This window comes from Achromobacter colocynthidis (assembly GCF_057334535.1).
This window is the reverse complement of sequence record NZ_JBHFIZ010000037.1, coordinates 534836-559595: the sequence shown is the minus strand read 5'-3', so window position 1 is coordinate 559595 and position 24760 is coordinate 534836. Positions and strand designations below refer to the sequence as shown.

Here is a 24760-nt window from a genome sequence, read left to right as displayed (position 1 = left end):
CGGCTATGACATTGCTGAGCGATCTACAGTCCCTCCTGGGCTTTTCCCATGTGCTGACCGGCGAGGACGCCGCGTCTTATGTGCTGGACTGGCGCCGCCGTTACCGTGGGGCGGCGCTGGCGGTGATACGGCCGGGTTCCACGCAGGAAGTGGCCGACGCCGTGAAGCTCTGCCTGCACCATGGCGTGCCGGTGGTGCCGCAAGGCGGCAACACGGGTCTGTGCGGTGGCGCCACGCCCGACGACACCGGCCGCGCCGTGGTGCTGTCCACGGCCCGCCTGACCGCGGTGCGCAACCTGGACACCGACAACGACACCATCACCGTGGAAGCGGGCTGCATCCTGCAAGCGGTGCAAGAAGCCGCCGCGGGCGCCAACCGCCTGTTCCCCTTGAGCCTGGCCGCCGAAGGCAGTTGCACCATTGGCGGCAACCTGGCTACCAATGCCGGCGGCACGCAGGTGCTGCGCTACGGCAACACGCGCGACCTGACGCTGGGCCTGGAAGTGGTGACGGCCGAAGGCGAGATCTGGGACGGGCTGCGCGGCCTGCGCAAGGACAACACCGGCTACGACCTGCGCGACCTGTACATCGGCAGCGAAGGCACGCTGGGCATCATCACCGCCGCCACCCTGAAACTGTTTCCCCGTCCGGTCGCTTCCTGCACCGCGTTGCTGACGCTGGACACCATCGACCAGGCCGTGGAAGTGCTGTCGCGCGCACGGGCCGGCTTCGGCGCGGCGCTGACGGGCTTCGAACTCATGAGCAACGCCTGCCTGCAAGGGGTGGTGCGCCTGTTCCCGCAACAGCGCCTGCCTTTCGAGGGCGACTCCGCCGAATCCCCCTGGTTCGCGCTGCTGGAACTGTCCGATAGCGAAAGCGAGGCGCACGCGCGTGACCGCTTCGAAGCCGTGCTGGGCGAGGCCATCGACGCTGGCCTGATCCATGACGCCGCCATTGCCGCCAATGTGTCGCAGAGCAAGGCGCTGTGGCATCTGCGCGAGAGCATTCCGCTGGCCGAAGCCGAGCTGGGCAAGTCGGTCAAGCACGACGTGTCCATTCCCATTTCGTCCATCGCCGGCTTCGTGCACAAGACCAATGCCTTGTTGCAGGCGCGCTTTCCGGGCGTGCGCCATGTCATCTTCGGCCACCTGGGCGATGGCAACCTGCATTACAACGTGGCCAACGCGCCCGGCCAGACCGAAGCCGAACTGCTGGCGCTGCAAGGCGAGATCTACGGCGTGGTGCATGACAGCGTGCATGCTCACCAGGGTTCCATCAGTGCCGAGCACGGGGTGGGGCAGCTCAAGCGAGACGAGTTGCCGCGCTACAAAAGCCCGGTTGAATTGGCGCTGATGCGCCGGATCAAGCGCGCGCTGGACCCTCAAGGGCTGATGAACCCAGGCAAGGTGCTGCAAGCGTAGCGCGCGCTGGCGTCGCACTTGCGTTCAATCCACACGGAGCGTCAACCATGGCAGTCAGCCCCGCGGCGGGTGCGAATTACCGGGTGCTGATTGTCGAAGACGATCACATCATTGCCGGCAACCTGTATTCCTTCCTGGAAGTTCGCGGGTTCCTGCCCGACGTCGCTTACACCGGCCACGCCGCGCTGGAGAGCGTCAAGGCGCAGCGCTTCGATGCCTTGATCCTGGACATCGGCTTGCCGGGCATGGATGGCAATGCCGTGCTGCATGCGCTGCGCAACGACATGCGTGCGGATGTGCCGGTGCTGATGCTGACCGCGCGCGACAGCCTGGAGGACAAGCTCACGGGCTTCTCGCATGGTGCCGACGACTACCTGACCAAGCCCTTTGCCCTGCTCGAAGTCGAGGCCCGGCTGCTGGCGCTGATTCAGCGCGCGAAGGGGGCAACGGTGGATGCGGTGCGTGTGTTCGGACCGCTGCAATACGACACGCGCAGCCGTGGCGTGTTGGTCAACGGCCAGCCCGTGCACTTGACGCGCAAGGCAAGCCTGATCATGGACGCGCTGATGCGCGATCCGGGCCGAGTCGTGGCCCGCGAAGAACTGGAATCGCTGCTGTGGGGCAACGAGCCGCCGTCGTCCGACGCACTGCGCAGCCAGGTGCATCTGCTGCGCCGCGCCTTGGCCGACGCCGGTTTCGATGGCATTGAAACCCTGCACGGCACCGGCTGGCGCCTGACGCTTAACGGGGCCGCCGCATGACGCGCGCGGCGGGTGGCACCCTGACCCAGCGGGTCGTGTGGGCGCTGACCGGAACGGTGGCGCTGTTCGTGACCGCGCTGGCCCTGCTGGCTTACCTGACGTTTGACCAGATGGAAGATGACCTGGTCAACGACATCCTCAACACCGAAATGGATCGGCTGGTGCAACACGCGCGCGCCAGCGACGAGTTCATGCCGCGTCAGGGCGTGCGCGAACTGGGCGGCTCGATGCGCGCGTGGATGAGTGTGGACGGGCAACGTCCCGCCGGCATTCCCGACGAGGTCCTGGGGCTGGACAACGGCCTGCACCTGATCGAGCCGGGCGCGTACACCTGGCACGTCATGGTGGCCGATACGGGCCGCGGCAAGGTGTATTTGCTGTACGACGCCACCGATAACGAAGAGCGGGTCCACGACTTTGGCCTGATCGTGCTGGGCGTGGGCGCCATCTGCGTGTTGGGCGCCTACGCCTTGTCGCGGCGCGTGGCGGCGGTGGCGGTGGGGCCCTTGCTGGACTTGACCGACCGGCTGGCAACCTGGGCTCCGGGGGCGCCTGACCTGGCCGTCATCCGCGACGACGAGGCCGGCCGCCTGATCGAAGCCTTCAACCGTGTGCAGAACCAGGTGGATCGGTCCATCGCGCGTGAACGCGAGTTTGCGGGCAACCTCAGCCACGAAATCCGCACACCGCTGGCCGCCATCCGTTCCGACAGCGAATTGATGCTGCTGACTCAATCCTTGACGCCCGACCAGCACCAGCGCCTGACGCGCGTGGTGGACAACGTGGACGATGTGATCGTTTGCCTGGAGAGCGCGCGCGCGATGGCGCGCGACCAGTTGTTGCCCCCCGCGCCGGTGGATATCGGCGTCTGCATGGATGATGCCTGGCGTGGCTATGAAGCCCAGGCCGGGCAGGCGGATCTGCGCTTCGACAATCAGATCGGCCCGGGCCATGTACTGACCCTGGACCGCTACGCGCTCTTGACCGTGCTGCGCAACCTGGTGCGCAATGCGGTCGAGCACGCCGCCCCGGCCACGCTTACCGTGAAGTTTCACGCGCCCGGCGTGCTTGAGTTGCGCGACGACGGCAAGGGCATTGCGGCGGACGACCTGCCGTTTCTGTTCCGCCGTTACTACAGCGGCCGCATGCGCGATTCGGGCGCTGCCGAACAGCACGAGGCGGCGCGCGGCCTGGGCCTGGCGATCGCCAAGCGCGTTTGCGACATGCAGGGCTGGCTGCTGACGGTGGAGTCTTCTCAAGAACCCGCGTCGCGGGGGACGCGGTTCCTGTTGCGCTTTGACGCCTATTCCGTCGCGGCGGAGCCAAACGCGGCGACGCGGATTTGACGAATTTTCGACCTTCGGCCGGCTAATCTCTGCGCTTGCTCCCGAACCGCTCGTCGTCGACGTTTCCCATGCCATCCCCTTTGTTGCCCGCGGCGCGCGCGCCCACGCTTGCCTGGTATTCATGCAGCCAACTCATTGGCGTGACCGTGGCGTTGGCTGCCGTCTCATGGTGGGCCAATGCGTCGGGTCTGGACCTGCGCATCGCGCAGGCGCTGTTCAACCCGGCGCTGGACGACTTTCCCTTGCGCGCGAACCGCTTGCTGGAATTGCTGGGCCATCGCCTCGTGCTGGTGCTGCCCATCGGCGTGGCCTTGGGCGCGGCGGGCGTGGTGGCGGCCAGTTTCCGTGTGCCGTCATGGCGCAGGTGGCGTGGGCCGGCATTGGCGTTGGCAGCGACCTGCCTTGTCGGGCAGTTGTTGGTGAATCAGATCAAGCACTACACGACCTTGCCGCGCCCTTACGACCTGGCCACGCTGGGGGGCTATACACCCTACCCGAAGCACTGGTGGACCTGGGTGCGCGCACAAGCCGGGGGAGCCTTGCCGAGCGGGCACGCGGGCGCGGGCTATTCGATGCTGACGCTTTACTTTGCCGGCTGGGCGCTGAACCGGCCGTCGTGGCGCTGGTGGGGTCTGGCGGTGGGTATGTCGGCTGGGGTCCTGTTTTCGGTGGTGCGCATCCTGCAAGGCGCGCATTTCCTGAGCCAGACGCTGTGGTCTGCCACGTTGCTGTGGTTTCTTGCAGCACTGTGTTTTATTCCGGTCATCGTGGGGCGGGCCGGTGCGAACGGCCCATCCCCGTCGACGTCCGCTCAGTTAAGCAGCACGCCAGGCAGCCACAGAGAAAACGCCGGCACGTAAGTCACCAGCGCCAGCGCGGCCAGCAGCGCCCCGTAGAACGGCCATATCGTGCGCATCACCGTCCCCACCGATACCCCGCCGATGGCGCACCCCACGAACTGGGTGGTGCCCACGGGTGGCGTGTTCAATCCCAGCGCGCAGTTCAGCAGAATCACGATGCCGAACTGCACCGGGCCCATTCCATACTGCATGCAGATCGGCAGGAAGATCGGCGTGCAGATGAGGATGGTGGCGGCCATGTCCAGAAAGGTGCCCAGCACGAACAGGATGATGTTCACCATCAGGAAGATGGCCCACGGGCTGGTCGAGATCGAGGCCATCAGTTGGCCCGTTTTCTCGGCCACGCCGTAGAAGCTGATCAGATAGCCGAAGGTGGCCGAAATGCCGATCAGCAGCAACACCACGCCCGTCGTCTTGACCGCCTTGCTGGCGGCGCGCACGAACTGGTCCCAGGTCAGCGAGCGGTAGACGAATATCGTCAGCGCCAGTGCATACAGCACGGCCACCGCCGCCGATTCCGTTGCCGTGAACACGCCGCTGAGAATCCCGGTGATGATCAGCACCACCACGAACAGGCCCGGCGCGGCCGCCGCCAGCGAACGCGCCACGATGCGCCAACCGGGGAAGGTGCCCGCCGGATAGCCTCGGCTGCGCGCCACGAAATACGCGGCGGCCAGGTTGCACAGCGTCAGGATCAGCGCCGGCACCACGCCGGCCGCGATCAACGCGGCAATGGACACTTTGCCGCCCGCCGCCAAGGTGTAGATGATGATGTTGTGGCTGGTCGGCATCAGCGCGCCCACCAGCGCTGCGTGCGTGGTGACGTTCACGGCGTAGTCCGCGTGATAGCCCTCGCGCTTCATCATCGGAATCATCACCGAGCCCATGGCCGACACGTCCGCCACCGGCGAACCGGACACACCGCCGAACAGCGTGCAGGCCACCACGTTGGACATGCCCAACCCGCCGCGCACGTGGCCCACCAGCGACTTCGCGAAATTCACGATGCGCTCGGCGATGCCGCCATACAGCATCAGTTCGCCCGTGAAGATGAAGAAGGGAATGGCCAGGAACGAAAACGCATTCATGCCCGAGGTCATCTGCTGGAACGCCACCGCCAGCGGCAGGTCCTCGACCATGATCGCGGTGAGGGACGACAAGCCGATGGCAAAGGCCACCGGCACGCCGATCACCAGGAAGCCCATGAACGTAAACGAAAGCAGTGTCAGCGCCATGCTGGTACCACCCTATGGTTGCGCAGGATGGCGATGATGTGCTCCAGCGAAAAGAGCGCGATCAAGGTGCCCGACAGGGTTGCGGGGATGTACTTCCAGGCGTTCGAGATACCCAGGTTGGGAATCTTGTAGGCGTGCACCGATTCCGCCAGCACGCCGCAGTTCCAGGCCATCAACACGCCGAACAGCAGCACCAGCAGGTGGATGACGATGCGCAGGTGCCGTTGTCCGCGCGCCGGCAGCGCGTCCAGCAGGGACTCGAAGCCGATATGCCCCGCGTCGCGCACGCCCACGGCCGCGCCCAGCATGGTGACGTACAGCACCAGCAGCAACGACAGGCTTTCGGCCCAGGTTGGCGTGCTGTTGAGCACGTGGCGGCCGAAGATCTGCAAGCTGACCGCGATGATCAGGCAGACCAGCCCGAACACGCTGGTCCACATGCAGGCCCGCGCCAGCATGGCGCAGCCGCGCGTGTAGGCGTCCAGCGGGCCGGCCAGGGCTTGCGCCCGGCCTTCTCCCTTTACGTGGGTGTCATTCGTGGATGTGGCCAACATGGCGCCCTCACTGAACAGCCTGGATCTTCGCGACCAGGTCTTTCATTTCGGGCGTGGTCACGAAGCGGTCGTACACCGGCTTCATCGCGCCCTGGAACGACGCCTTGTCCACCGCCACGATCTCCGAGCCCGCCTTCTCGACCACGGCGCGCGACTTCTGTTCACGCTCGTCCCACAGCTTGCGCATGAACGGCACTGATTCGCGTGCGGCCTCGCGCAGGATCTTTTGATCCTCGGGGGCAAGCTTGTCCCATTGGCGCTTGGAGAAAATCAGGATCTCCGGCGTCATGGTGTGCTCGGTCATGGAGTAGAACTTGGCAACTTCGTAGTGATGCGCGCTTTCGTAGCTGGGGAAGTTGTTTTCGGCCGCGTCCACCAGCCCGGTCTTCAACGACGTATAGACCTCGCCCATGGGCATGGGCGTGGCGTTGCCGCCCATGGCCTCGCCCATGGCGACGGACAGGTCCGACTGCTGCACGCGAATCTTCATGCCCTTGGCGTCGGCCAGCGCTTTGACGGGCTTGTTGCGCGTGTACATGGACCGGGAACCGCTGTCGTACCAGGCCAGGCCAACAAAGCCGGCAGCCTCGCAAGAGCGCAGGATCTGGTCGCCGATCTCGCTATCCAGCACCTTGTGCAGATGTTCTTTCGAGCGGAACAGGAACGGCAGCGACGGCACCCGCGTGGTCTGGCAGATGTTGTGCATGGCGGCGCTGGACACGCGCGCCATGGCCAGGGCGCCCAGTTTTACCTGTTCGATCGAATCGTCTTCGTTGCCCAGCGAGCCACCGGCGTAGACCTTGACGGTGATGCGGCCGTTGGTGCGTTGCTTGACCAGTTCGCCGAACTGGCGCACGGCTTGCACGGTGGGATAGTCGTCGGGATGGATGTCGGCGGATCGCAGCTCGGCCGCGTTGGCAAGGGGGACCAGCGTCAGCAAGGCAACCGCCGCCAAAATGGCGCGGGTCAGGGTGGGGCGCAGCATGTCTACCTCCGGTTGGAGTACGGCGTTTCGTTATGGGCCAGGACGGCCTCGAAGCTCTTCGTGTACAGACCTACGTTGCGTGGGGCGCGGCAATGCCACCCCGGTCGGGTGCTAACCGGCGCTGGCGGTTTCCTCCAGGCCCCGCGCGCCGGGACGCAGGACAAACAACGCGCCGTCCAAGGCGCCGGGGGCGGCGTCGGCGGGGCGTATCGACGTGATGAAAAGCGTGTCCATGCCCGCGCCGCCGAAGGCGCACATGGCGACCTTGCGGGCGGGAACGACGTAGGTCTGGTCCAGCCGCCCATCGGGGGTGTAGCGATAGACGCGGCCCGCGTCGTTGCCGCAGATCCAGTAGCCGCCGTCGGCGTCAACGGCAGCGCCATCGGGGCGGCCGGCGGGCAGGGCAGGGATGAAGGGGCGGCGATTGTGCGGTGTGCCGCTGTCCACGTCGTAATCAAACGCCCAGACCATGGCGCGCGACGGGTGGGAATCGGACAGGTACATCGTCTTGCCATCCGGGCTGAAGGCCAGGCCGTTGGGCACGATCAGATCGTCCAGCAGCACCGCCAGGCCGTCGGCATCAAAGCGATACAGGCGGCCGGCCGCCTGTGCCCGGCCCATGTCCTTCACCATGGTGCCCGCCAGGAAGCGGCCTTGGCGGTCGCAGCGGCCGTCGTTGAAGCGCATGTCGGCAGCCGCGTGCGTGACGCCGGCCAGCAGGCGAGGCTGGCACGGCGTGTCAGGCAGCAGCGCGTCGCATGCGTACACGCCGTCCTCCATCGCCAGCAACCAGCCCGCGCCGCGCATGGCGATGCAGCCGGCCATTTGGGGCAGTGACCAGAGCGCGAATTCGCCACTGGCGGGCGACCAGCGCCACAGCGTTTTATTCGGGATGTCGGTCCAGGTGAACGTCTGGTCGCTGGCGCGCCATACCGGGCTTTCTCCGACGCCGCACAACATGTCTCCAACGCGTTCGACGGTTGTGGGCATGGCGGCGCCTACTTGGAGGTGTTGGCGGGAAAGGGAAAGGGCCCTGCCTTGACGAACGCGCCACCCTGGTAACGAGCGGCGGGGTCATCGGCGGGCAGCGGCGGCTGCGCTTCCACTTGCGCGCGAAAGCGCTCTGAAGAATCCTTGGGCACAAAGCCCAGCACCTTCGCGGCGTCGTCGCGCCACCAGCTATCGCGGTTGGCGGACGCGCCATAGACGATCAGGTGCCCGACGTCGGGGGTGAACAGCGCGCGCGTGACCAGGTCGGTCAGATCGTCATAGCTGAGCCAGGTGACCAGCATGCGGCGATCCTTCGCTTCCGGAAACGACGAGCCGATGCGCAGGCACACGGTTTCGATGCCATAGCGGTCGAAGTAAAAGCGCGACAGGTGTTCGCCGTAGGCTTTGGACAGGCCGTAGTAGCCGTCGGGGCGCAATGGCACGTCGGCATCCAATTGCTGGCCCTGTTCGTAAAAGCCGATGACGTGGTTGGAGCTGGCGAACACCACGCGCCGCACACCATGCACACGGGCGGCCTCGTAGAGGTTGTAGACGCCCTGTATGTTGGCGGGCAGGATGTCTTCGAATGGGCGTTCGACCGACACGCCGCCCAGGTGCACGATGGCGTCCACGCCCTGCACCAGCGATGACACGGCGGCGGCGTCGGCCAGATCGCATGGCACGGCTTCTTCGCCTGCATCCGCGGGCGCCAAGGGCGCCACGTCGGAAACACGCAGTACGTTGGCGTGGGCTTTGAGTCGGGGACGCAGCACTTGTCCCAGGCCGCCGGCGGCGCCGGTCAGTAGTAGACGCTGGCAGCGGGGGGGCGCTGGCGGCGGGTTGACGGTTCTGCTCATGTCGCAACGCTCGGTGAAAGGTGCGGAGTGGGAACGTATCTGGTACGTTGTCGTACAACGTGCGCAAAGTATAATTAGCCCCAAATTTCAGCGTCAAGCTTTTGTACTCATTTTCGGATTAACCCTGATGAACGCTCCAGTCGCTACTCCCGTCTTGCCGCAGCGTCGTCCCCGGAACTTGGCTCAAGGCTTGGTCGAGAGCATCTCCGAACGCATCCGCAGCGGCGAAATCCGCCCTGGCGACAAGCTACCCACCGAGTCCGAGATCATGCGTCAGTTTGGCGTCAGCCGAACCGTCGTGCGCGAGGCGCTGTCGCGCTTGCAGGCATCGGGCCTGGTCGAAACGCATCACGGCGTGGGCACCTATGCGCTGGAACCCAGCGGCAGTGTCGACTTCCGCGTGGACCCCGCCGACATCGCCACGGTGCGCGACGTGCTGGTGCTGCTTGAGCTGCGTATCTGCCTGGAAAGCGAGGCCGCGGGCTTGGCCGCCATTCGGCGCAGCGAGGTGCAGTTGCAGGAAATGCGACGCGCGCTGGACCTGTTCAAAAGCGCATTGGACGTGGGCGGCGACACCATCACGCCCGACTTCCAGTTTCATCTGTTGGTGGCGCAGTCCACCGACAACCGCTATTTCGCGGACCTGATGTCGCACCTGGGGTCGGCGATCATTCCGCGTACCCGCATCAATTCCGCCAAGTTCGCGCACGAAGATCGCGCGGCCTATCTGGCGCGCGTGAATCTGGAACACGAAGACATCTACAACGCGATCATGCGCCAGGACGCCGAAGCCGCGCGCGCTGCCATGCGCACGCACCTGAGCAACAGCCGCGAACGGCTGCGCCGCGCGCAATAACCCGACCGGCCGTCTTGGCTTGCGTGTTATTGAAATACGATGTCGTACAACGTTTGAGTCACTGCGATCGCGCCGCGTCGAATGAGAAACCGCGTTAATCTTTGCCCGGTTTCATTTTCGAACGACGAGGCGGCATGGTTTTGCTTGGCATGGACAGCGGCATTCTTTTATCAGTAGCGGCAATCGCGCTTCACCGCTTGCGGAGGGCCGCCGCATGCGTCGCCTGACACTACGATTCATCCTCGCCGTCCTGGTGCTGCTGACGCTGTCGCGGCTGGGGCTGGCTTTCTGGATGTGGGACCGCGTGCAAGCGGCCGGCGGCTTGTGGCCGCTGCTGCTGGGCGGGCTGCGCATCGACGTCTGCCTCTTGTCCATGGTGATCGCGCTGCCGGCGGTGTTCTCGCCCTGGTTCGGGCATCGGCCCTTGGCCGCGCGCATCACGGCGTGGTGGTTCCGCATGTGGTGGATGCTGTATGTGCTGCTGGAAGTGTCCACGCCGCAATTCATCGCCGAATACGACACGCGGCCGAACCGGCTGTACTTCATCTATCTGCTCAATCCCAAGGAAGTGGGATCGATGCTGTGGCAGGGCTACAAGGGCGTGCTGCTGGCCGCGTTCGTGGTGCTGGTGGTGGCGGCCTGGCTGGCGTTCAAACTGTTTCCGACGCGGTCGCGTGATGAGTTCATGGCCTGGTGGAAACGGCCGATTGCGTCTTTCGTGATCTTGGCGCTGGTGGTGCTGGGCGCGCGCGGCACGCTGGAACATCGCCCCATCAATCCGGCCAAGGTGGCCTTCAGTTCTGACTCCATGGTCAATGCGCTGGCGCTGAACTCGCTGTACAGCGTGTTCGATGCGGCCTATCGCATGCGCGATGAGCGCTCGTCAGCGGCGATGTATCCGAAGATGCCGGTGGACCGCATGAACGCCATCGTCCGCGAAAAGGCGGGCCTGACCGGCGCGCCGCTGGATGCGCGCTACCCCAGCCTGCACGAACAGAAGGCCACCGTGCGGCGCGACAAGCCGTTGAACGTGGTGATCATCCTGCAGGAAAGCCTGGGCGCGCAGTACGTGGGCAGCTTGGGTGGACGCGACCTCACGCCGAACATCGACCGCTTGTCGAAGGACGGCTGGATGTTCCACCGCGCTTATGCCACCGGCACGCGCTCGGTGCGCGGTATTGAAGCGGTGACGGCGGGGTTCCTGCCCAGCGTGGCCGACGCGGTGGTCAAGCTGCCGCGCTCGCAGACCGGCTTTTTCACCCTGGCGCAGGTGCTGGGCAAGCATGGCTACCACTCGCGCTTCGTGTATGGCGGCGAGTCGCACTTCGACAATATGCGCGCGTTCTTCCTGGGCAACGGCTTTGACGAAGTGATCGACCGGCCCAAGTTCGTGAACCCGGTGTTCGAAGGCTCATGGGGCGCGTCCGACGAAGACATGTTCAATCAGGTTGACCGCCTGCTGCGCGCCGACGGCGACAAGCCGGTCTTCACGCTGGCGTTTTCCGTGTCGAACCATTCGCCGTGGGAATACCCGGAAGGCCGCATCAAGCCGGTGGGCGACCCCGCCACCGTGGACAACACGGTGCGCTACGCCGATTGGGCGTTGGGGCAGTTTTTCGACAAGGCAAAGCAGGCGCCTTACTGGAACAACACCGTGTTCCTGGTGATCGCGGATCACGATTCGCGTGTGTATGGGTCCATACCCGTACCGGTGCGCCACTTCCAGATCCCCGCGCTGTTCCTGGGGGCTGGCATTACCCCGCGACAGGACGAGCGCTTGGTGAGCCAGATCGACATGGCGCCGACGCTGCTGTCGCTGATCGGCCTGGATAACGTGAACCCGATGCTGGGCGCCGACCTGACGCAACGCGACCCGAACCGCGCGATGATGCAGTACGCGGACAACTTCGGGTATTTGCAAGGCGACAAGCTGCTGGTGCTGGAACCCGCGAAGGAACCCCGCGAATTCCGATATGAAGCAGCGCCGGTCGGGAAAAATGAAACGTATGCACCCGTGCAGCCGGCAGACCCGGCGTTGACGGAAGAAGCGCTGGCGCATGCGCTGTGGGCAAGCTGGGCGTATCGGGAAGAAAAGTATCGGTTGCCGTGATGGGTTTCTAGCGCCGTGATGAAGTCGTGGTCACGTAGGATGGGTGAAGTGCGAGAACCTTATACCCAAGAACTCCATTTCCGATCGCACGTAACCCATCACCCCGGCAAGCGAAAAATCTATCCTTTACGCAGTCATGATGGGTTGCGCGCGGCGAATGCCGGGGTTCTTCTCCCAGGCTTGCCGCGCTCCACCCATCCTACGATTTAGCGCGCTTCACCCATCCTCCAACGATTTGCCGCGCTTCACCCATCCTACAGTTTGGTGGGTAGCACTACGCCGGAGGATTCGCCGAAACCGATTTTCGGGTAGCCCGCTTTCTCGCATGCGGCGCGCATGATGATCTGGTCGCCATCTTGCAGGAACGTGCGCTTTTCGCCCCAGGGCAGATCAATCGGGGTTTTGCCGCCATTGCTCAATTCCAGCAAGGAGCCCGCTTCCGAGGGCTGCGGGCCGGACAGCGTGCCCGTGCCCAGCATGTCGCCCGGTTGCAGGTTGCAGCCGTTCACCGTGTGGTGCGCAATCAGTTGCGCCACGTTCCAGTAAGCGTCGCGGAAGTTGCTGCGCGACAGGGTCACCGGCGGCTGCTTGGCATCGCGCGACTGCGCGGTGGTCATCAGCACTTCCAGTTGCACGTCGTAGGCGCCCTTGGCGCGGTTCGCGTCGGACGCCAGGTACGGCATCGGCTGCGGTTCGGACGGGCCGCGGTTGTACTGCGTGCGGAACGGCTCCAGCGCTTCCATGGTCACGATCCACGGCGAGATCGTCGACGCAAAGTTCTTCGACAGGAAAGGTCCCAGCGGCTGGTATTCCCAGGCCTGGATGTCGCGTGCCGACCAGTCGTTCAGGATGCACAGGCCAAACACGTGGCCGTCGGCGTCGGCCAGGTTGATGCGATCGCCCTGGGCGTTGCCGGTGCCCACGAAGATGCCCAGTTCCAATTCGTAATCCAAGCGGGCGCACGGGCCGAACTGCGGCGCGTCGCCTTCGTTGGCGGGACGGGTCTGGCCCACGGGGCGCGGAAACTTCTGGTCCACGCCGATGCTGGACGCACGGCCGTGGTAGCCGATGGGCACCCACTTGTAGTTCGGCAGCAGGGGGTTGTCCGGGCGGAACTGTTTGCCAATGGCGGTGGCGTGGTGCACCGAGATGTAGAAGTCGGTGTAGTCGCCGATACGCGCGGGCGTGGTGTGCTCAGCGTCGGCTTGCGCAACCAGCAGCGGCTCGACCACGTTGCGCAACGCGGCGCCTTCGCGCAGCGCGCGCGACAAGGCCAGGCGCAGGGCGCTCCAGTGGGCCTGGCCCAAGGCCATCAACGCATTCAGGCTGTCGCTGGCGCAAGCGGCCAAGGCTTCGGCGGCCTGGCCTTCAAACGGCTTAGCCGCCGCCAGTGCGGCCAGGTCCAGGATCTGGTCACCAATGGCCACGCCGGGGCGAAACGATTCGTTCGAGCCTTTGCGGCGGAAAGCGCCGTAGGGCAGGTTTTGCACCGGGAAGTCCGACGTGCCGGTGTTGGCGCTGGCAATCCAGCTTTTCAAGGACGGGTCGTGGGTTTCGTTTATCGAGGTGGTCATGGCTGCGTGTCTCGTTAATGTGTGTGTTGGGGGCGGCTAGCCGCAGGAATGCCAAATTGTGTGCGCTAAACATTGAACGCCAAATGTCGAACGCCAAACGGCGATGCGTTTGCGCGCATCGCCGTGAACGTGGGTCAGCGAGGAACCGCCGTCACGCCTTGTTGGGATCGAAGTGCTTCACGATGCCCTGCCAGCACCGGTAGTAATCGCCTTGCAGGTCTTTGGAAGCCAGCGCCTGCGCGGTCGGACGGATCACCCGGCGCGTTTCAAACATGAACGCCATCGTATCGCGGATGTAGTGGGCGCTGTGCGTGTCGGCGTGCGAGGCCTTTTCGAACGTCTCGGCGTCGGGGCCGTGGCCGCTCATGCAATTGTGCAGGCTGGCGCCGCCGGGCGCGAAGCCATCGGCCTTGGCGTCGTACACGCCCTGGATCAGGCCCATGAATTCGCTGGCGACGTTGCGGTGGAACCAGGGCGGACGGAAGGTGTCTTCCATGGCCAGGATGCGCGGCGGGAAAATCGCGAAGTCCATGTTGGCCGTGCCCGGGGTGTCCGAAGGCGCGGTCAGCACGGTGAAGATCGACGGGTCCGGATGGTCGAAGCTGATCGAGCCGATGGTGTTGAAGTGGCGCAGGTCGTACTTGTAGGGCGCGTGCGTGCCGTGCCAGGCCACGACGTCCAGCGGCGAATGGTCGATGGACGCGCGCCAGAAGCCGCCGGTGAACTTCGCGATCAATTCAAAGTCGCCGTCGACGTCTTCGTACCAGGCCACCGGCGTCTTGAAGTCGCGGGCGTTGGCCAGGCAGTTTGATCCGATGGGACCCAGTTCGGGCAGGCGCAGCGCCGCGCCGAAGTTCTCCAGCATGTAGCCGCGCGCTTCGCCGTCCAGCAGTTCGACGCGAAAGCGCACGCCGCGCGGAATCACGGCAATTTCCAAGGGCTCGAGATCAATCAAGCCCAGTTCGGTGGCCAGGCGCAGCCGGCCTTGTTGCGGCACCAGCAGCAGTTCACCGTCAGCGTTGTAGAAGTAGCGACCCTGCATCGAGCGGTTGGCGGCGTACAGGTGGATGGCGACGCCGCCCTGTTCGTCGGGGCCGCCATTGCCGCCCCAGGTCTTCACGCCTTCCAGGAAGTCGGTAGGGGCGGCGGGAATCGGCAGCGGGTTCCAACGCAGTTGGTTCGGCGTGACCGGGCCGTGGCCGAACGTGCTTTCCCAGCCCGCAGCGCCGTCAAACGCTTCAAACGGCTTGTGCTGCGCGCCCGGGCGGATGCGGTACAGCCACGAACGGCGGTTTTCGTTACGCGGGGCGGTGAAGGCGGTGCCGGAAAGCTGTTCGGCATACAGGCCATACGGACATTGCTGGGGCGAATTGCGGCCCACGGGCAGGGCGCCGGGCAGTGCCTCGGTGGCACAGTCGTTGCCGAAACCGGTCAGATATTGCAGTTCCATGGAATCCTCCTGGGTGGCGGCGCGGTGCGTGGCCGCGCGGTCGGTATGGGGCCGTCTGTAAAAACAGCGGCGATGCGTCATTGTCGGAAAAAAACACTACTACGGCTACGGGAATGCAAAAATACAGACTATAAATTTTGTGAATAGTAGGAGGCGGCAATGGCCGAACTGCGCGACGTCGATTTGAATCTGCTGATCTTGTTCCAGCACTTGCTGGAAGACCGCAACCTGTCGGCCGTGGCGCGCCGCATGGACCTGACGCAACCCGCCGTCAGCAACGCGCTGCGTCGTCTGCGCGAAGCCTTTGGCGATGAGCTATTCGTGCGGACGGGGCAGGGCATGCTGCCCACGCCCCGGGCACAGCGGCTGGCCGGCCCCGTCAGCGAAGCGCTGACCGTGCTGACGCAGGCGTTGCAAGACCAGGACGTGTTCGACGCCACGACCAGCAACCGACGCTTTCGCGTGGCGATGACGGACGTGGGTGAAATCCACTTCATGCCGCGCTTGATGGAAGTGTGCGTGCAGGTGGCGCCACATGTGCGGATTGATTCAGTGCGGGTGCAGGGGCCGGACTTGCCGCGCGAGATGGAGTCGGGCCGGGTCGACCTGGCGATCGGCGCGTTCGACGAGATGGGCGCGGGCACGATGCAGCGCATGCTGTTTCGCCAGGGCTACGCAACCTTGTTCCGGCAGGCGCATCCCACGGCGCATGCCGGCATGGGCATCAAGGCGTTTCGCGCGGAGCGCCATTTGATCGTGTCGCGCGCCGCGCCCTACGGGCAGGTGAATCAGTCAATGGAGCGCGCGGGGGTGGTGCTGGCGGAACATTTCAGCGTGCCGCACTTTTCGGCCGTGCCGTATATCGTGAGCGCAACGGATCTGCTGGCCACTGTGCCGGAAAAGCTGGCCGCCAGCGCCGCCCCGCCGTTCGGCTTGCGTTTCATGACGCCACCGGTGAGGGTGCCCGCGCTACAGACGAACCTGTATTGGCAACGCCGGGTTGATCGGGACAGCGGCAATCAATGGCTGCGCGGGTTGATTGTGAATACGTTTGGGGTGGGGGGGTGAATGCTTGATGGTCGCGGGATAAATGTTGGTGGTCGTAGGATGGGTGAAGCGCGAAGGACCGGTAAAAAGAAACCCGATGTGGAACGCGCGTAACCCATCATGCAGCGTTTGCGTTATGGCTGAATCTTCCCGGAATTCACCGTTGCTTGATGGGTTGCGCGCGTTCGATGTTTTCGTTTTTCTTTATTTTTTATCGCGCTTCACCCATCCTACATCCCACCACTGACTCTCGGGCTTGCTGCAATGCTTCGCGCAACAGGGCCATGTCGCCCAGATGGTTGGCCAGCAGCAGGATCAGCGCGGCGTTCAGCTCGTGGCTTTGCTCGTTCGTCAGGTCGCGATGGGTTTCGATCAGCGCCTCGTAGAAATCGTCGGGCGAACTCAGGTTGGTGTCGGTTATCAGCATGATGGGATGACCTCTGGAATCAGGCGTGGCCCGTGGCCCGCTTGACCGCGGCGGCAACCGCGTCGGCATTGAAGGCGCGCCAGCGCGCGGCGATGTGCTGGTCGGGGCGAATCAGGTAGGTGGTGCCGGGCTGCGCGTCGTAGCGCTTGGCCAGGCAGCCTTCGCGGTCGGCCACCACCGGCAGATCCGCCGACAATCCCGCCACATCGCATTGCGGATCGACCACCAGCACCGCCTTGACCGGCACCGGGGCCATGCGCAGCGCCTGCAAGGCCGACTGCGTGTCACGGTCGGGCAGGGTGTTGCCGCAGAACACGGCCAGCACGAAGCTGCCGTCCAGTTGCGCCATCCACCAGTCGTCTTCGCCATTCACCGACACCGGCGCATCCAGCGCGACCGCGCCGGGCGCCATGCGGCCGGTAAAGGCGTCGGCATCCGGTGTGTTCAACGGCGACCCGATGTAGGTGGCCGGCAGCGACAAGCGGCCGCTGTTGACCAGCGACCGTGCAAACGCATGCGTCTTGGCCAGGTTCAATACGGCGTTGCGAAAGCTCCGGCTGATATCGCTCTTGGGCGTGATGAAGTCCGTGGCCCGCGATGAATTCAGGATGTTCTCGTCGGCCGCGTACTCGCGCTCGGCGCTGTAGCTGTCGATCAGCGTCTCGGGCGCCAGGCCCGCAAGCACCAGCTTCAGTTTCCAGGCCAGGTTCTCGGCGTCTTGCACGCCGCTGTTGGCGCCACGCGCACCAAACGGCGATACGCGGTGTGCGGAGTCGCCCGCGAACACCACGCGGCCGTGGCGGAACTTGTCCATGCGCTCGCACGCAAAGGTGTAGACGCTGACCCATTCCAGATCGAACTGCGCGTCGGGGCCCAGCAGCGCGCGGATGCGCGGCAGCACATTTTCAGGCTTGACGGCTTCGACGGGGTCGGCGTTCCAGCCAAGCTGGAAGTCGATGCGCCAGACGTTGTCCGGCTGCCGATGCAGCAGCACGGACTGGTTGGGATGAAAGGGCGGATCGAACCAGAACCAGCGCTCGGTCGGGAAGTCGGCCTTCATCTTCACGTCGGCAATCAGGAAGCGGTCGCGGAATATGCGGCCATGGCTTTCCTGGCCGATCAGCTTGCGCACCGGCGAGCGCGCGCCGTCGCAGGCAACGAGCCAGTCGGCGTGCAGCGTGTAGGGGCCTTCGGGTGTTTCGATGGTGAGGTCTACGCCGGCATCGGTCTGCGCCACGCCCGCGACCTTGTTTTTCCAGCGCAGGTCGATATTGGGTTCCTGGCGCGCCTGCTCGTACAGATAGCCCTCGGCGTAGTACTGCTGCAGGTTGATGAAGGCGGGGCGGCGGTGGCCGGGTTCGGGCAGCAGGTCAAAGCGCCACACTTCCTGTTCACGGAAGAACACCTTGCCCACGTTCCACGACACGCCTTTGTCGATCATGCGTTGGCCGACGCCCAGGCGGTCCCAGATTTCCAGTGTGCGCTTGGAAAAGCAGATGGCGCGTGAACCGGTGGACAAGCGGTAATCGTCGTCCAGCACCACCACGCGCACGCCTTGGCGGGCAAGGTCCAGCGCGGTGGTCAGGCCGACCGGGCCGGCGCCCACCACCACGACCTGATGCCGCGCCGCGCCCTGGGCGCTTTGGTCGGCGTGTTTTTCATAGGCGAACTCCATCGCCTGAAAGTCGATGTCTCCCACGGCTGTCTCCTGTGTGGGTCATTTTGTTTTTATGTGCGAAGCCGCGCGCCGTCTGGCGACGCGCGGTTCGGTTCTTGCATATTCAGTCACTTGGCCGCAGGGCAGTAGCCCCAGCGGCCCAGCGGGGTCAGCCTTCCAGCTGCGCCCACATTTCCAGATCGCGCTTGTCGGTCCAGATGCGCGGATGCGTGTGGCCCGAGGCCTCGTCAAAGGCGCGCGACACGTCAAACGGCATGCAGTGGTCGAAGATGACCCAGTCGCTGTAGCGCGGCTTCATGAAGTCGTAGACCTCGCGGTAGATCGTCTTCAGGTCCTTGCCTTCGGCCACGCCGCGGTTCACGGCGCCGTACAGATCGGTCAGGAAAGCGCGGGTACCGGCCAGGCCTTGGCGCACTTCGGTGGCGTCTTTCAAGGCGGGGCCACGTCCGGGCACCATCTTTTCGGCTTCAAAGCCCGACAGCGCGTCCAGCGTGCTGGGCCAGTCGCGGAAGTAGGCGTCGCCGCAGTACGGGGTGGACTGGTATTCGACCAGGTCGCCCGCGAACAGGATTTTCTGCTCGGGTAGCCAGGCGATGGTGTCGCCCTTGGTGTGGCCACGGCCCACTTGCAGCAGCTTGACTTCCAGGTTGCCCAGGTTGACGGTCATTTCGCCCTTGAACGTCATCGTCGGCCAGACCAGGCCCGGCGGAATCGATTCGGCGTTGCGGAACAGGCGGGGGAAGCGGCCGATTTCGCTGGCCTTGTCCTGCTCGCCGCGCTCGACGATCAGGTCGTAGGTGTCGCGGCTGGCCAGGATTTCCTGGGCGTTGTAGGCGGAAGCACCAAACACGCGCACGGCGTGGTAGTGCGACAGCAGGATGTACTTGATGGGCTTGTCCGTCACTTCGCGGATGCGGCGGATGACGTCTTGCGCCATGACCGGGGTGGCTTGGGTGTCGATCACCATGACGGCCTCGTCACCGATGATCACGCCCGTGTTGGGGTCGCCTTCGGCCGTGTAGGCATAGGCGTTGTCGGACAGTTTTTCGAACGAGACGACCTTGTCGTCCATATCGGCGTGCGAGGCGAATTGCTTGCTCATGGAGGCTCCTTCCACTGTTATAGGAATAGGTGTGTGGAAGGAATATAGCGTGGCGTTAGTGTTTGTGCAACACGTTCGCTATAAACAAATGGTGCCGCTTTTACAGGGATTTCCCCAGTAATTTCAGGATGTTGCGCCTAGTTCCGCTGGCATTTCGGGCAGTAATAAGTGGCACGCTGCCCTTGGACGAAGCGCCGGATGGGGGTCTCGCAAACCCGGCACGGCAGGCCTTCGCGCTCATAGACGGCGGCATGGATCTCGAAGTACGCCCCGGGTTCGCCCGTGGCGCCGACATAGTCCCGCAGCGTGCTGCCGCCGGAAGTCAGCGCGTCGGCCAGGGTGGCGCGCACCATGTCGGCCAGCCGTTCGCAACGCGTCGGCGACAGTTTATTGGCGGGGGTCTTGGGGTTGATGCGCGCGCGGAACAGGCTTTCGGATGCGTAGATATTGCCCACGCCCACCACCGCCATGCCCGCCAGCAGCACCTGCTTGATGGCGGCGCCGTGGTTTTTGAAGTGGCGATGCAGCCAGGCGCCGTCAAAGCGCGGATCGAAGGGTTCTATGCCCAGCTTGGCCAGCAAGGGGTGAGCATCGATGGGGCCGTCAGCATCGGCATGCCACAGCACCGCCCCGAAGCGCCTGGGGTCATGCAGGCGCAGCACGGCGTCGTCGAAAATCCATTCGACATGATCGTGCTTGCGCAGGAATTCCCCCGGCGCCACGCTGCGCAATGAGCCCGACATACCTAGATGCACAATCTGCGTGCCGTGCTCGAACCGCAGCAGCAGATATTTGCCCCGGCGGGCGCATTCCAATACGGCGCGGCCACCGATCAGCGCCGGCAGGTCCGAGGGAATCGGCCAGCGCATGCGGGGTTCGTGGATGACCAGGCGCTTGAGCGTCCGGCCGGTGATGACGGCGTCGATTCCTCGGCGCGTAGTTTCGACTTCAGGCAGTTCCGGCATGAGCCAGTGTAAGATCATCAATTGCGTGTACGAAGATTGTGCCATCAACCGGACGGGCCGCGTGAAGTCGTCTTTTAAACAAATGAATATCGGGATCGCCGTGTTGGCGCTTGCGCTGGCAACAGGTTTTTCGCTGCCGGCCCAGGCGGCCGACAGCCGGACGCGAGATGCAACCGGGCCACGCATGGCCCCGCAGAACCGTCAGCCTGAAACCGAAGTGATCCGTCTGCGGCCGGGCCAACTGCCCTACGTTTCGCTGACCGGCGACATCTTCTATCGCGTCCTCGCGTCAGAGATCGCCGCCCAGCGTGGCATGTACGGCACAGCGGCGACCACCATGGTGGGCTTGGCCCGCGACACCGGCGACCCGCGCCTGGCGCGGCGCGGATTGGAATTCCAGTTGGCGGGCGGCAACCTGCCCGGCGCGCTGGAAGCGGCCCGAGTCTGGGCGCGCCTGTCTCCCAACGATGTCGAAGCCAGTTCCACCGAGCTGGCGCTTGCCGCCGCCAATGGGCAGACCAAGGGCCTGGCCCAGGCGCTGCGCAACCGCATCGACGCTTCGCGCGACAAGCCGGCCGCCATCGGCCAGGCGCTGGCCGTGCTCAGCCGCCTGAACGACCGCCGCCTGGCGCTGCGCATTCTTGACGAATCCTTGAGCGACAGCGTGCGCAAGCTGCCCGCCGCTCATCTGGCCTTGGCCGACGTGGCGTCCGCCGCGGGCGATTACGAACGCGCCGCGCAAGAATCCCGCGCGGCGCTCGCCGCCGATCCCAAATCCGAACCGGCCGCCCAGCGCGTGCTGGAATACGGGTTCAGGGTGGACCCGCAGCGCGCCCAGGCCGACGCCCGTGCCTATATCAACCGCAATCCCGGCGCCCGCAAGGTTCGTCTGATGCTGGCCGGCCAGTTGGCCGACAGCGGCGACTACAACGGGGCGTTGGCCGAACTGCAAGCCATGTCGCGCCGGTCGCCGGAAGACTTCGATCTGCTCTTCATGCAGGCGCAACTGGCCTACAAGGCCGGCCAACTGCCGCAGGCCAAAAACCTGCTTCAGCAATATCTGGACGTGCAGCACCAGCGCCAGCGCGCCACGGTGCCGGGCGCGACCGACGCCGGCGCGGCCGCCGCCGATGCGCATGTGCTGCTGTCGCGCATTGCCGAAGACCAGGGCAATTACGACGAAGCCATCAACGAACTGGGTCGCATCGACGACCCGACGCTGCGCTATTCCGTGCGCATGCGCCAGGCGGCGCTGCGCGCCAAGAGTGGCCGCGTCGACGACGCGCTGGCCATGATTGACGCGGCCGGCCCGCAAGACGAAGAGGAACGCACGCTGGGCGTGTTGACGAAGGCGCAGATCCTGCGCGACGCCAACCGCGTGCCCCAGGCGATCAGCACGCTGGAAGCCGCCGACGAAGCCCTGCCCGACACCGTTGAAATCAAGTACGAACTGGCGATGCTGTACGAGCGCCAGAACCGGCTGGACGAGCTGGAACGCAAGCTGCGCCAGGTCATCGCGCTGGACCCTGACCATGCCCACGCCTACAACGCGTTGGGCTATACGCTGGCTGACCACAACAAGCGCCTGCCCGAAGCGCTGGACCTGATCACCCAGGCGCTTGAACTGTCGCCCAACGATCCGTTCATTCTGGACAGCATGGGTTGGGTCAAGTACCGCATGGGCGAATCCGAGTCCGCGGCGGAATACCTGCGCCGCGCCTACAGCGTGCGTCCGGAAGCCGACATCGCCGCTCACCTGGCCGAAGTGCTGTGGAGCCAGGGCAAGCGCGATCAGGCAACGGAACTGCTGCGCGCCGCGCTGATGAAAGACCCCAAGAACAAGACCGTGCAGGACGTGGTCAAGCGCTTGGGAGTCAACCTGTGACGATGTTTGCGATGCGAAGCTTGGCCGGTTCCTCCGGCTGGCTGCGCCTGGCGTTGGTGACAATGCTGGCGGCGGCGCTTGCCGCCTGCACCACCACGCCCAAACCCATTGAAGGCGCCAGCGCCGACGCATTTTCACGCATCGGCCGTTTTGCCATTACGGTCAACGAGGAAGGCGGCAAGCAGAATGCCGTGCAGGGCGGCTTTTCCTGGTCGGACGACGGCCAGCGCTATGTGCTGGACCTGACCAACCCGCTGGGCTCAACCGAAGCGCGCGTGGAAGGGCGCCCCGGCGCGGCCAGCTTGACCAAGGCCGACGGCACCCGCCTGCAGGCGGACAACCCCGACGCCCTGGCCGAAGAAGCGTTGGGCAGCAGCATGCCCGTGTCTGGCTTGCGTGACTGGCTGCGCGGCAGGCTGCCGGCTGAACCGGAAGCATCGGACGTCGCCCGCGATGAGCTTGGCCGGCCCACGACGTTCGAGCAAGGCGGCTGGCGGGCAAACCTGTCGCGCTATGACACCCTGGGCCCGCAGATGCTTGTGCTTCAGCGCCAAGAGCCGGGCCGCCGCATCATGGTGCGTCTGGTGGTCAACCAACCCTGAACATCAACGCGTGGCGGGCAGGCGGCTGGGTTCGGGGTTGTCTCGAACCAGCGCCTTGTACAAGCTGACCATGTAGCACAGCAAGATCACGGAAAAAGGCAGGCCGCACAGCACCACCGCGGTCTGCATTGCATTGAAATTGCCTGCCAGCAACAGCCCGACCCCCAACATCGTTGTCAGCGCCGCCCAGAAGACTCGCAACCAGATGGGCGCGTCGTGGCCCGCGTCCGCGTTGCGGGCCGACAGGTTGGCGATCATCAGCGTGCCGGAATCGACCGGGGTCAGGAACAGCATGAATGACATCACCACGCCCACGCCGGCCACAAGCTGGGTCATCGGCAGGTATTCCATCAACGTGTAGAACGCCATTGGCGGGTCCGCCATGGCCATCCGGCCCAGGCCGGCCGCGCCGTCGTTCAGCACCAGGTTGATGGCGGTATTGCCAAAGATGGACAGCCAGGCCAGCGTGAAGCCCAAGGGCACCAGCATCACGCCGAAGATCAGTTCGCGGATCCGGCGGCCACGCGAAATGCGGGCGATGAACATGCCGACGAAGGGCGCCCAGCCTATCCACCACGCCCAATAGAAGATGGTCCACGAACTGGTCCAGCGCACGGCTTTGCGGTCGTACAGGTACAGGTCGAAGCTTTTTCCCAGGAATGCGTTCAGGTAATCGCCCAGGTTCTGCACTAGGCCGTCCAGCAGCAGGCGGGTGGGGCCGGCCAGGAAAACGAACAGCAGCAACAGGCACATCAGGCCGGTATTGACGTTGGACAGGATGGCGATGCCGCGCTTGATGCCCAGCGCCGCCGCGCCCGTGGCCACCACCATCATGATGATCACGAGGGGCACCTGGACAGCGGCCGTGTTCGGCCCGCCCCACAGATACGTCAGCCCCGCATGCAGCAGCAACGCGCCCAGCCCCAGGTTGGTCACCATGGACACGATGGTGGCCAGCACGCCAAAACCGTCGACCGCGTGGCCCACGCCTTTGGGCAGCGGCTTGCCGGATAGCCCCTGCAAGGGCGAGCGCAGCGCCAGGGGCTGCTTGTGGCGATACGCGAAGTAGGCGAGTGCGGTGGCGGTCAGGGCGTATAGCGTCCAGCCGTGGATGCCCCAGTGCAGAAAGGTCAGGGTCAAGGCATTGCGCGCGGCTTCCTGGGTGCCGCCCGCGCCGGTGGGCGGCATCAGGAAGTGGTCCAGCGGCTCGTAGACGCCGTAGTACACCAGCGCAATGCCGATGCCGGATGAGAACAGCATCGATACCCAGGACAGGTAAGTGAATTCCGGCGACTCGTCGTCATCGCCCAGGCGCAGCGCGCCATGGCGCGATAGTGCCAACCACAGCGCAAAGCCCACGCTGACCGCCATGGCCAGCATGTAATACCAGCCGAAATGCGCCGCCACCAATAACTGGGCGGCTTCAAGCCAGGCTTGCGACGCGCCGGGCCGCACGATGAGCAGGGCGCCGATAAGCAGCACGGCGCCGGACGCACAGAGGAAAACGATGGGGTTGGTGTGCGCCAGCCAGGCGCGCCAGGGCGGCGCGGCCCCCGATGCCAGCGCCGTGGTTTTCCGATCTTGCTGCACCGCTGTCTCCCCGTGTGGTGATACTGCCGTGGTGCTTCTGTATTTGCCTTCCGCTGCTTGCCTGCTGGTGTCTGCGGCACCTTACTGTTTTTATATTGAATGATCAATCAATATAAATTAGACTCGACCGCACTCGGCGGGGGCAACCCCAGGGGCGGTTCTTTCGCCCCTTTCGCTCCCCGCCCTCGCCAGCCCAGGAACCGCGCGCACCATGCCAAAAGTCGGAATGCAGCCCATCCGCTGCAATCAACTCATACAAGCCACGCTTGAATCCATCGACCAGGTCGGCCTGGCGGAAAGCTCCATCGCCCACATTGCCCGCGCCGCGAAGTTGTCCACCGGCATCATTAGCCATTACTTCGGCGACAAGGACGGCCTGCTGGAAGCCACCATGCGGGAATTGCTGCGCAACCTTCGCGATTCGGTGTCGCGTGCGCGGCGGGAGGCCAAGGCCACGCCGCGGGG

Annotated in this window: 22 protein-coding genes; 10 read left to right on the top strand and 12 right to left on the bottom strand. The window is 64.8% G+C overall.

What is annotated here, in order from left to right; genetic code table 11:
• Positions 1–5 precede the first annotated feature (5 nt).
• The 4 genes from ACE04A_RS22295 (at position 6) to ACE04A_RS22280 (ending at position 4388) form a co-directional block, all read left to right on the top strand.
• A complete protein-coding gene (locus tag ACE04A_RS22295) occupies positions 6–1421 on the top strand; it encodes an FAD-binding oxidoreductase (RefSeq protein ID WP_259250293.1) in 1416 nt (471 codons plus the stop codon).
• A 47-nt stretch (positions 1422–1468) separates the two neighbouring features.
• Positions 1469–2182, top strand: coding sequence for a response regulator transcription factor (locus tag ACE04A_RS22290; RefSeq protein ID WP_279995764.1), 714 nt, complete (start codon positions 1469–1471; stop codon positions 2180–2182).
• A complete protein-coding gene (locus tag ACE04A_RS22285) occupies positions 2179–3528 on the top strand; it encodes a sensor histidine kinase (protein ID WP_279995765.1) in 1350 nt (449 codons plus the stop codon). The genes ACE04A_RS22290 and ACE04A_RS22285 overlap by 4 nt, the downstream gene beginning before the upstream one ends.
• A 68-nt stretch (positions 3529–3596) precedes the next feature.
• Positions 3597–4388, top strand: a complete 792-nt coding sequence (locus ACE04A_RS22280) for a phosphatase PAP2 family protein (protein WP_448716452.1) — start codon at positions 3597–3599, stop codon at positions 4386–4388.
• Here ACE04A_RS22280 and ACE04A_RS22275 read toward each other — a convergent pair.
• The 5 genes from ACE04A_RS22275 to ACE04A_RS22255 form a co-directional block, all read right to left on the bottom strand.
• Positions 4340–5623 carry a TRAP transporter large permease gene (locus ACE04A_RS22275; RefSeq protein ID WP_259250286.1) on the bottom strand — a complete coding sequence of 428 codons (1284 nt, stop codon included), beginning with the start codon at positions 5621–5623 and terminating at the stop codon, positions 4340–4342. The two genes, ACE04A_RS22280 and ACE04A_RS22275, sit on opposite strands and share 49 nt — an antisense overlap.
• On the bottom strand, positions 5614–6177 hold the full coding sequence (locus tag ACE04A_RS22270; protein ID WP_448716451.1) for a TRAP transporter small permease: 564 nt from the start codon (positions 6175–6177) through the stop codon (positions 5614–5616). The genes ACE04A_RS22275 and ACE04A_RS22270 overlap by 10 nt, the downstream gene beginning before the upstream one ends.
• A gap of 7 nt (positions 6178–6184) precedes the next feature.
• Positions 6185–7162, bottom strand: coding sequence for a TRAP transporter substrate-binding protein (locus ACE04A_RS22265; RefSeq protein ID WP_448716450.1), 978 nt, complete (start codon positions 7160–7162; stop codon positions 6185–6187).
• 111 nt (positions 7163–7273) lie between these two features.
• Positions 7274–8152: an SMP-30/gluconolactonase/LRE family protein gene (locus tag ACE04A_RS22260; RefSeq protein WP_485820532.1), complete on the bottom strand. Its 879-nt coding sequence runs from the start codon at positions 8150–8152 to the stop codon at positions 7274–7276.
• A gap of 8 nt (positions 8153–8160) precedes the next feature.
• Positions 8161–9009, bottom strand: a complete 849-nt coding sequence (locus ACE04A_RS22255) for an NAD-dependent epimerase/dehydratase family protein (RefSeq protein WP_448716447.1) — start codon at positions 9007–9009, stop codon at positions 8161–8163.
• Between the two features lie 127 nt (positions 9010–9136).
• Between ACE04A_RS22255 and ACE04A_RS22250 the strand changes: the two genes are divergently transcribed.
• Both ACE04A_RS22250 and ACE04A_RS22245 read left to right on the top strand, forming a co-directional pair.
• Positions 9137–9865 (top strand): FadR/GntR family transcriptional regulator, encoded by a 729-nt coding sequence (locus tag ACE04A_RS22250; RefSeq protein ID WP_448716446.1) that lies wholly within the window; start codon positions 9137–9139, stop codon positions 9863–9865.
• A gap of 214 nt (positions 9866–10079) precedes the next feature.
• The gene (locus tag ACE04A_RS22245; RefSeq protein ID WP_448716445.1) at positions 10080–11975 is read left to right on the top strand and encodes an LTA synthase family protein; all 1896 of its coding nucleotides are present in this window, start codon (positions 10080–10082) and stop codon (positions 11973–11975) included.
• A 254-nt stretch (positions 11976–12229) separates the two neighbouring features.
• Here ACE04A_RS22245 and fahA read toward each other — a convergent pair whose 3' ends face one another.
• Both fahA and hmgA read right to left on the bottom strand, forming a co-directional pair.
• Complete coding sequence (fahA, locus tag ACE04A_RS22240; protein ID WP_485820531.1) at positions 12230–13549, bottom strand: fumarylacetoacetase; 1320 nt, start codon at positions 13547–13549, stop codon at positions 12230–12232.
• Between the two features lie 151 nt (positions 13550–13700).
• Positions 13701–14999 (bottom strand): homogentisate 1,2-dioxygenase, encoded by a 1299-nt coding sequence (gene hmgA, locus ACE04A_RS22235; RefSeq protein ID WP_448716443.1) that lies wholly within the window; start codon positions 14997–14999, stop codon positions 13701–13703.
• Between the two features lie 159 nt (positions 15000–15158).
• On the opposite strand from hmgA, the gene ACE04A_RS22230 reads away from it, so the two are divergent.
• Positions 15159–16067, top strand: coding sequence for a LysR family transcriptional regulator (locus ACE04A_RS22230; RefSeq protein ID WP_279995773.1), 909 nt, complete (start codon positions 15159–15161; stop codon positions 16065–16067).
• A 190-nt stretch (positions 16068–16257) separates the two neighbouring features.
• Here the strand turns inward: ACE04A_RS22230 and ACE04A_RS22225 are convergent, their stop codons facing one another.
• From ACE04A_RS22225 to mutM, 4 genes are all read right to left on the bottom strand, one after another.
• Complete coding sequence (locus tag ACE04A_RS22225; protein ID WP_167400973.1) at positions 16258–16473, bottom strand: DUF2783 domain-containing protein; 216 nt, start codon at positions 16471–16473, stop codon at positions 16258–16260.
• Between the two features lie 19 nt (positions 16474–16492).
• Positions 16493–18172 carry an FAD-dependent oxidoreductase gene (locus tag ACE04A_RS22220; protein WP_279995774.1) on the bottom strand — a complete coding sequence of 560 codons (1680 nt, stop codon included), beginning with the start codon at positions 18170–18172 and terminating at the stop codon, positions 16493–16495.
• A 127-nt stretch (positions 18173–18299) separates the two neighbouring features.
• Positions 18300–19253: an MBL fold metallo-hydrolase gene (locus tag ACE04A_RS22215; protein ID WP_100854456.1), complete on the bottom strand. Its 954-nt coding sequence runs from the start codon at positions 19251–19253 to the stop codon at positions 18300–18302.
• A 137-nt stretch (positions 19254–19390) separates the two neighbouring features.
• Positions 19391–20218, bottom strand: a complete 828-nt coding sequence (mutM, locus tag ACE04A_RS22210) for a bifunctional DNA-formamidopyrimidine glycosylase/DNA-(apurinic or apyrimidinic site) lyase (protein WP_448716440.1) — start codon at positions 20216–20218, stop codon at positions 19391–19393.
• Between mutM and ACE04A_RS22205 the strand changes: the two genes are divergently transcribed.
• Together ACE04A_RS22205 and lolB are read left to right on the top strand one after the other, a co-directional pair.
• Positions 20217–22103, top strand: coding sequence for a tetratricopeptide repeat protein (locus ACE04A_RS22205; RefSeq protein ID WP_259250264.1), 1887 nt, complete (start codon positions 20217–20219; stop codon positions 22101–22103). The two genes, mutM and ACE04A_RS22205, sit on opposite strands and share 2 nt — an antisense overlap.
• 11 nt (positions 22104–22114) lie before the next feature.
• A complete protein-coding gene (gene lolB, locus ACE04A_RS22200; protein ID WP_259250262.1) occupies positions 22115–22705 on the top strand; it encodes a lipoprotein insertase outer membrane protein LolB in 591 nt (196 codons plus the stop codon).
• A gap of 3 nt (positions 22706–22708) precedes the next feature.
• On the opposite strand, the gene ACE04A_RS22195 is transcribed toward lolB, so the two are convergent.
• Positions 22709–24295, bottom strand: coding sequence for a BCCT family transporter (locus tag ACE04A_RS22195; protein WP_485820530.1), 1587 nt, complete (start codon positions 24293–24295; stop codon positions 22709–22711).
• 211 nt (positions 24296–24506) lie between these two features.
• Here ACE04A_RS22195 and ACE04A_RS22190 point away from each other — a divergent pair.
• Positions 24507–24760, top strand: a 254-nt coding sequence (locus tag ACE04A_RS22190) for a TetR family transcriptional regulator (RefSeq protein ID WP_485820529.1), incomplete at its 3' end; no start/stop codon positions are given.

Excerpts from the sequence above, each read along its gene's own strand:
- ACE04A_RS22295 (WP_259250293.1), top strand. The coding sequence starts at position 6 with ATGACATTGCTGAGCGATCTACAGTCCCTCCTGGGCTTTTCCCATGTG.
- ACE04A_RS22290 (WP_279995764.1), top strand. The coding sequence starts at position 1,469 with ATGGCAGTCAGCCCCGCGGCGGGTGCGAATTACCGGGTGCTGATTGTC.
- ACE04A_RS22285 (WP_279995765.1), top strand. The coding sequence starts at position 2,179 with ATGACGCGCGCGGCGGGTGGCACCCTGACCCAGCGGGTCGTGTGGGCG.
- ACE04A_RS22280 (WP_448716452.1), top strand. The coding sequence starts at position 3,597 with ATGCCATCCCCTTTGTTGCCCGCGGCGCGCGCGCCCACGCTTGCCTGG.
- ACE04A_RS22275 (WP_259250286.1), bottom strand. The coding sequence starts at position 5,623 with ATGGCGCTGACACTGCTTTCGTTTACGTTCATGGGCTTCCTGGTGATC.
- ACE04A_RS22270 (WP_448716451.1), bottom strand. The coding sequence starts at position 6,177 with ATGTTGGCCACATCCACGAATGACACCCACGTAAAGGGAGAAGGCCGG.
- ACE04A_RS22265 (WP_448716450.1), bottom strand. The coding sequence starts at position 7,162 with ATGCTGCGCCCCACCCTGACCCGCGCCATTTTGGCGGCGGTTGCCTTG.
- ACE04A_RS22260 (WP_485820532.1), bottom strand. The coding sequence starts at position 8,152 with ATGCCCACAACCGTCGAACGCGTTGGAGACATGTTGTGCGGCGTCGGA.
- ACE04A_RS22255 (WP_448716447.1), bottom strand. The coding sequence starts at position 9,009 with ATGAGCAGAACCGTCAACCCGCCGCCAGCGCCCCCCCGCTGCCAGCGT.
- ACE04A_RS22250 (WP_448716446.1), top strand. The coding sequence starts at position 9,137 with ATGAACGCTCCAGTCGCTACTCCCGTCTTGCCGCAGCGTCGTCCCCGG.
- ACE04A_RS22245 (WP_448716445.1), top strand. The coding sequence starts at position 10,080 with ATGCGTCGCCTGACACTACGATTCATCCTCGCCGTCCTGGTGCTGCTG.
- fahA (WP_485820531.1), bottom strand. The coding sequence starts at position 13,549 with ATGACCACCTCGATAAACGAAACCCACGACCCGTCCTTGAAAAGCTGG.
- hmgA (WP_448716443.1), bottom strand. The coding sequence starts at position 14,999 with ATGGAACTGCAATATCTGACCGGTTTCGGCAACGACTGTGCCACCGAG.
- ACE04A_RS22230 (WP_279995773.1), top strand. The coding sequence starts at position 15,159 with ATGGCCGAACTGCGCGACGTCGATTTGAATCTGCTGATCTTGTTCCAG.
- ACE04A_RS22225 (WP_167400973.1), bottom strand. The coding sequence starts at position 16,473 with ATGCTGATAACCGACACCAACCTGAGTTCGCCCGACGATTTCTACGAG.
- ACE04A_RS22215 (WP_100854456.1), bottom strand. The coding sequence starts at position 19,253 with ATGAGCAAGCAATTCGCCTCGCACGCCGATATGGACGACAAGGTCGTC.
- ACE04A_RS22205 (WP_259250264.1), top strand. The coding sequence starts at position 20,217 with ATGAGCCAGTGTAAGATCATCAATTGCGTGTACGAAGATTGTGCCATC.
- mutM (WP_448716440.1), bottom strand. The coding sequence starts at position 20,218 with ATGCCGGAACTGCCTGAAGTCGAAACTACGCGCCGAGGAATCGACGCC.
- lolB (WP_259250262.1), top strand. The coding sequence starts at position 22,115 with ATGCGAAGCTTGGCCGGTTCCTCCGGCTGGCTGCGCCTGGCGTTGGTG.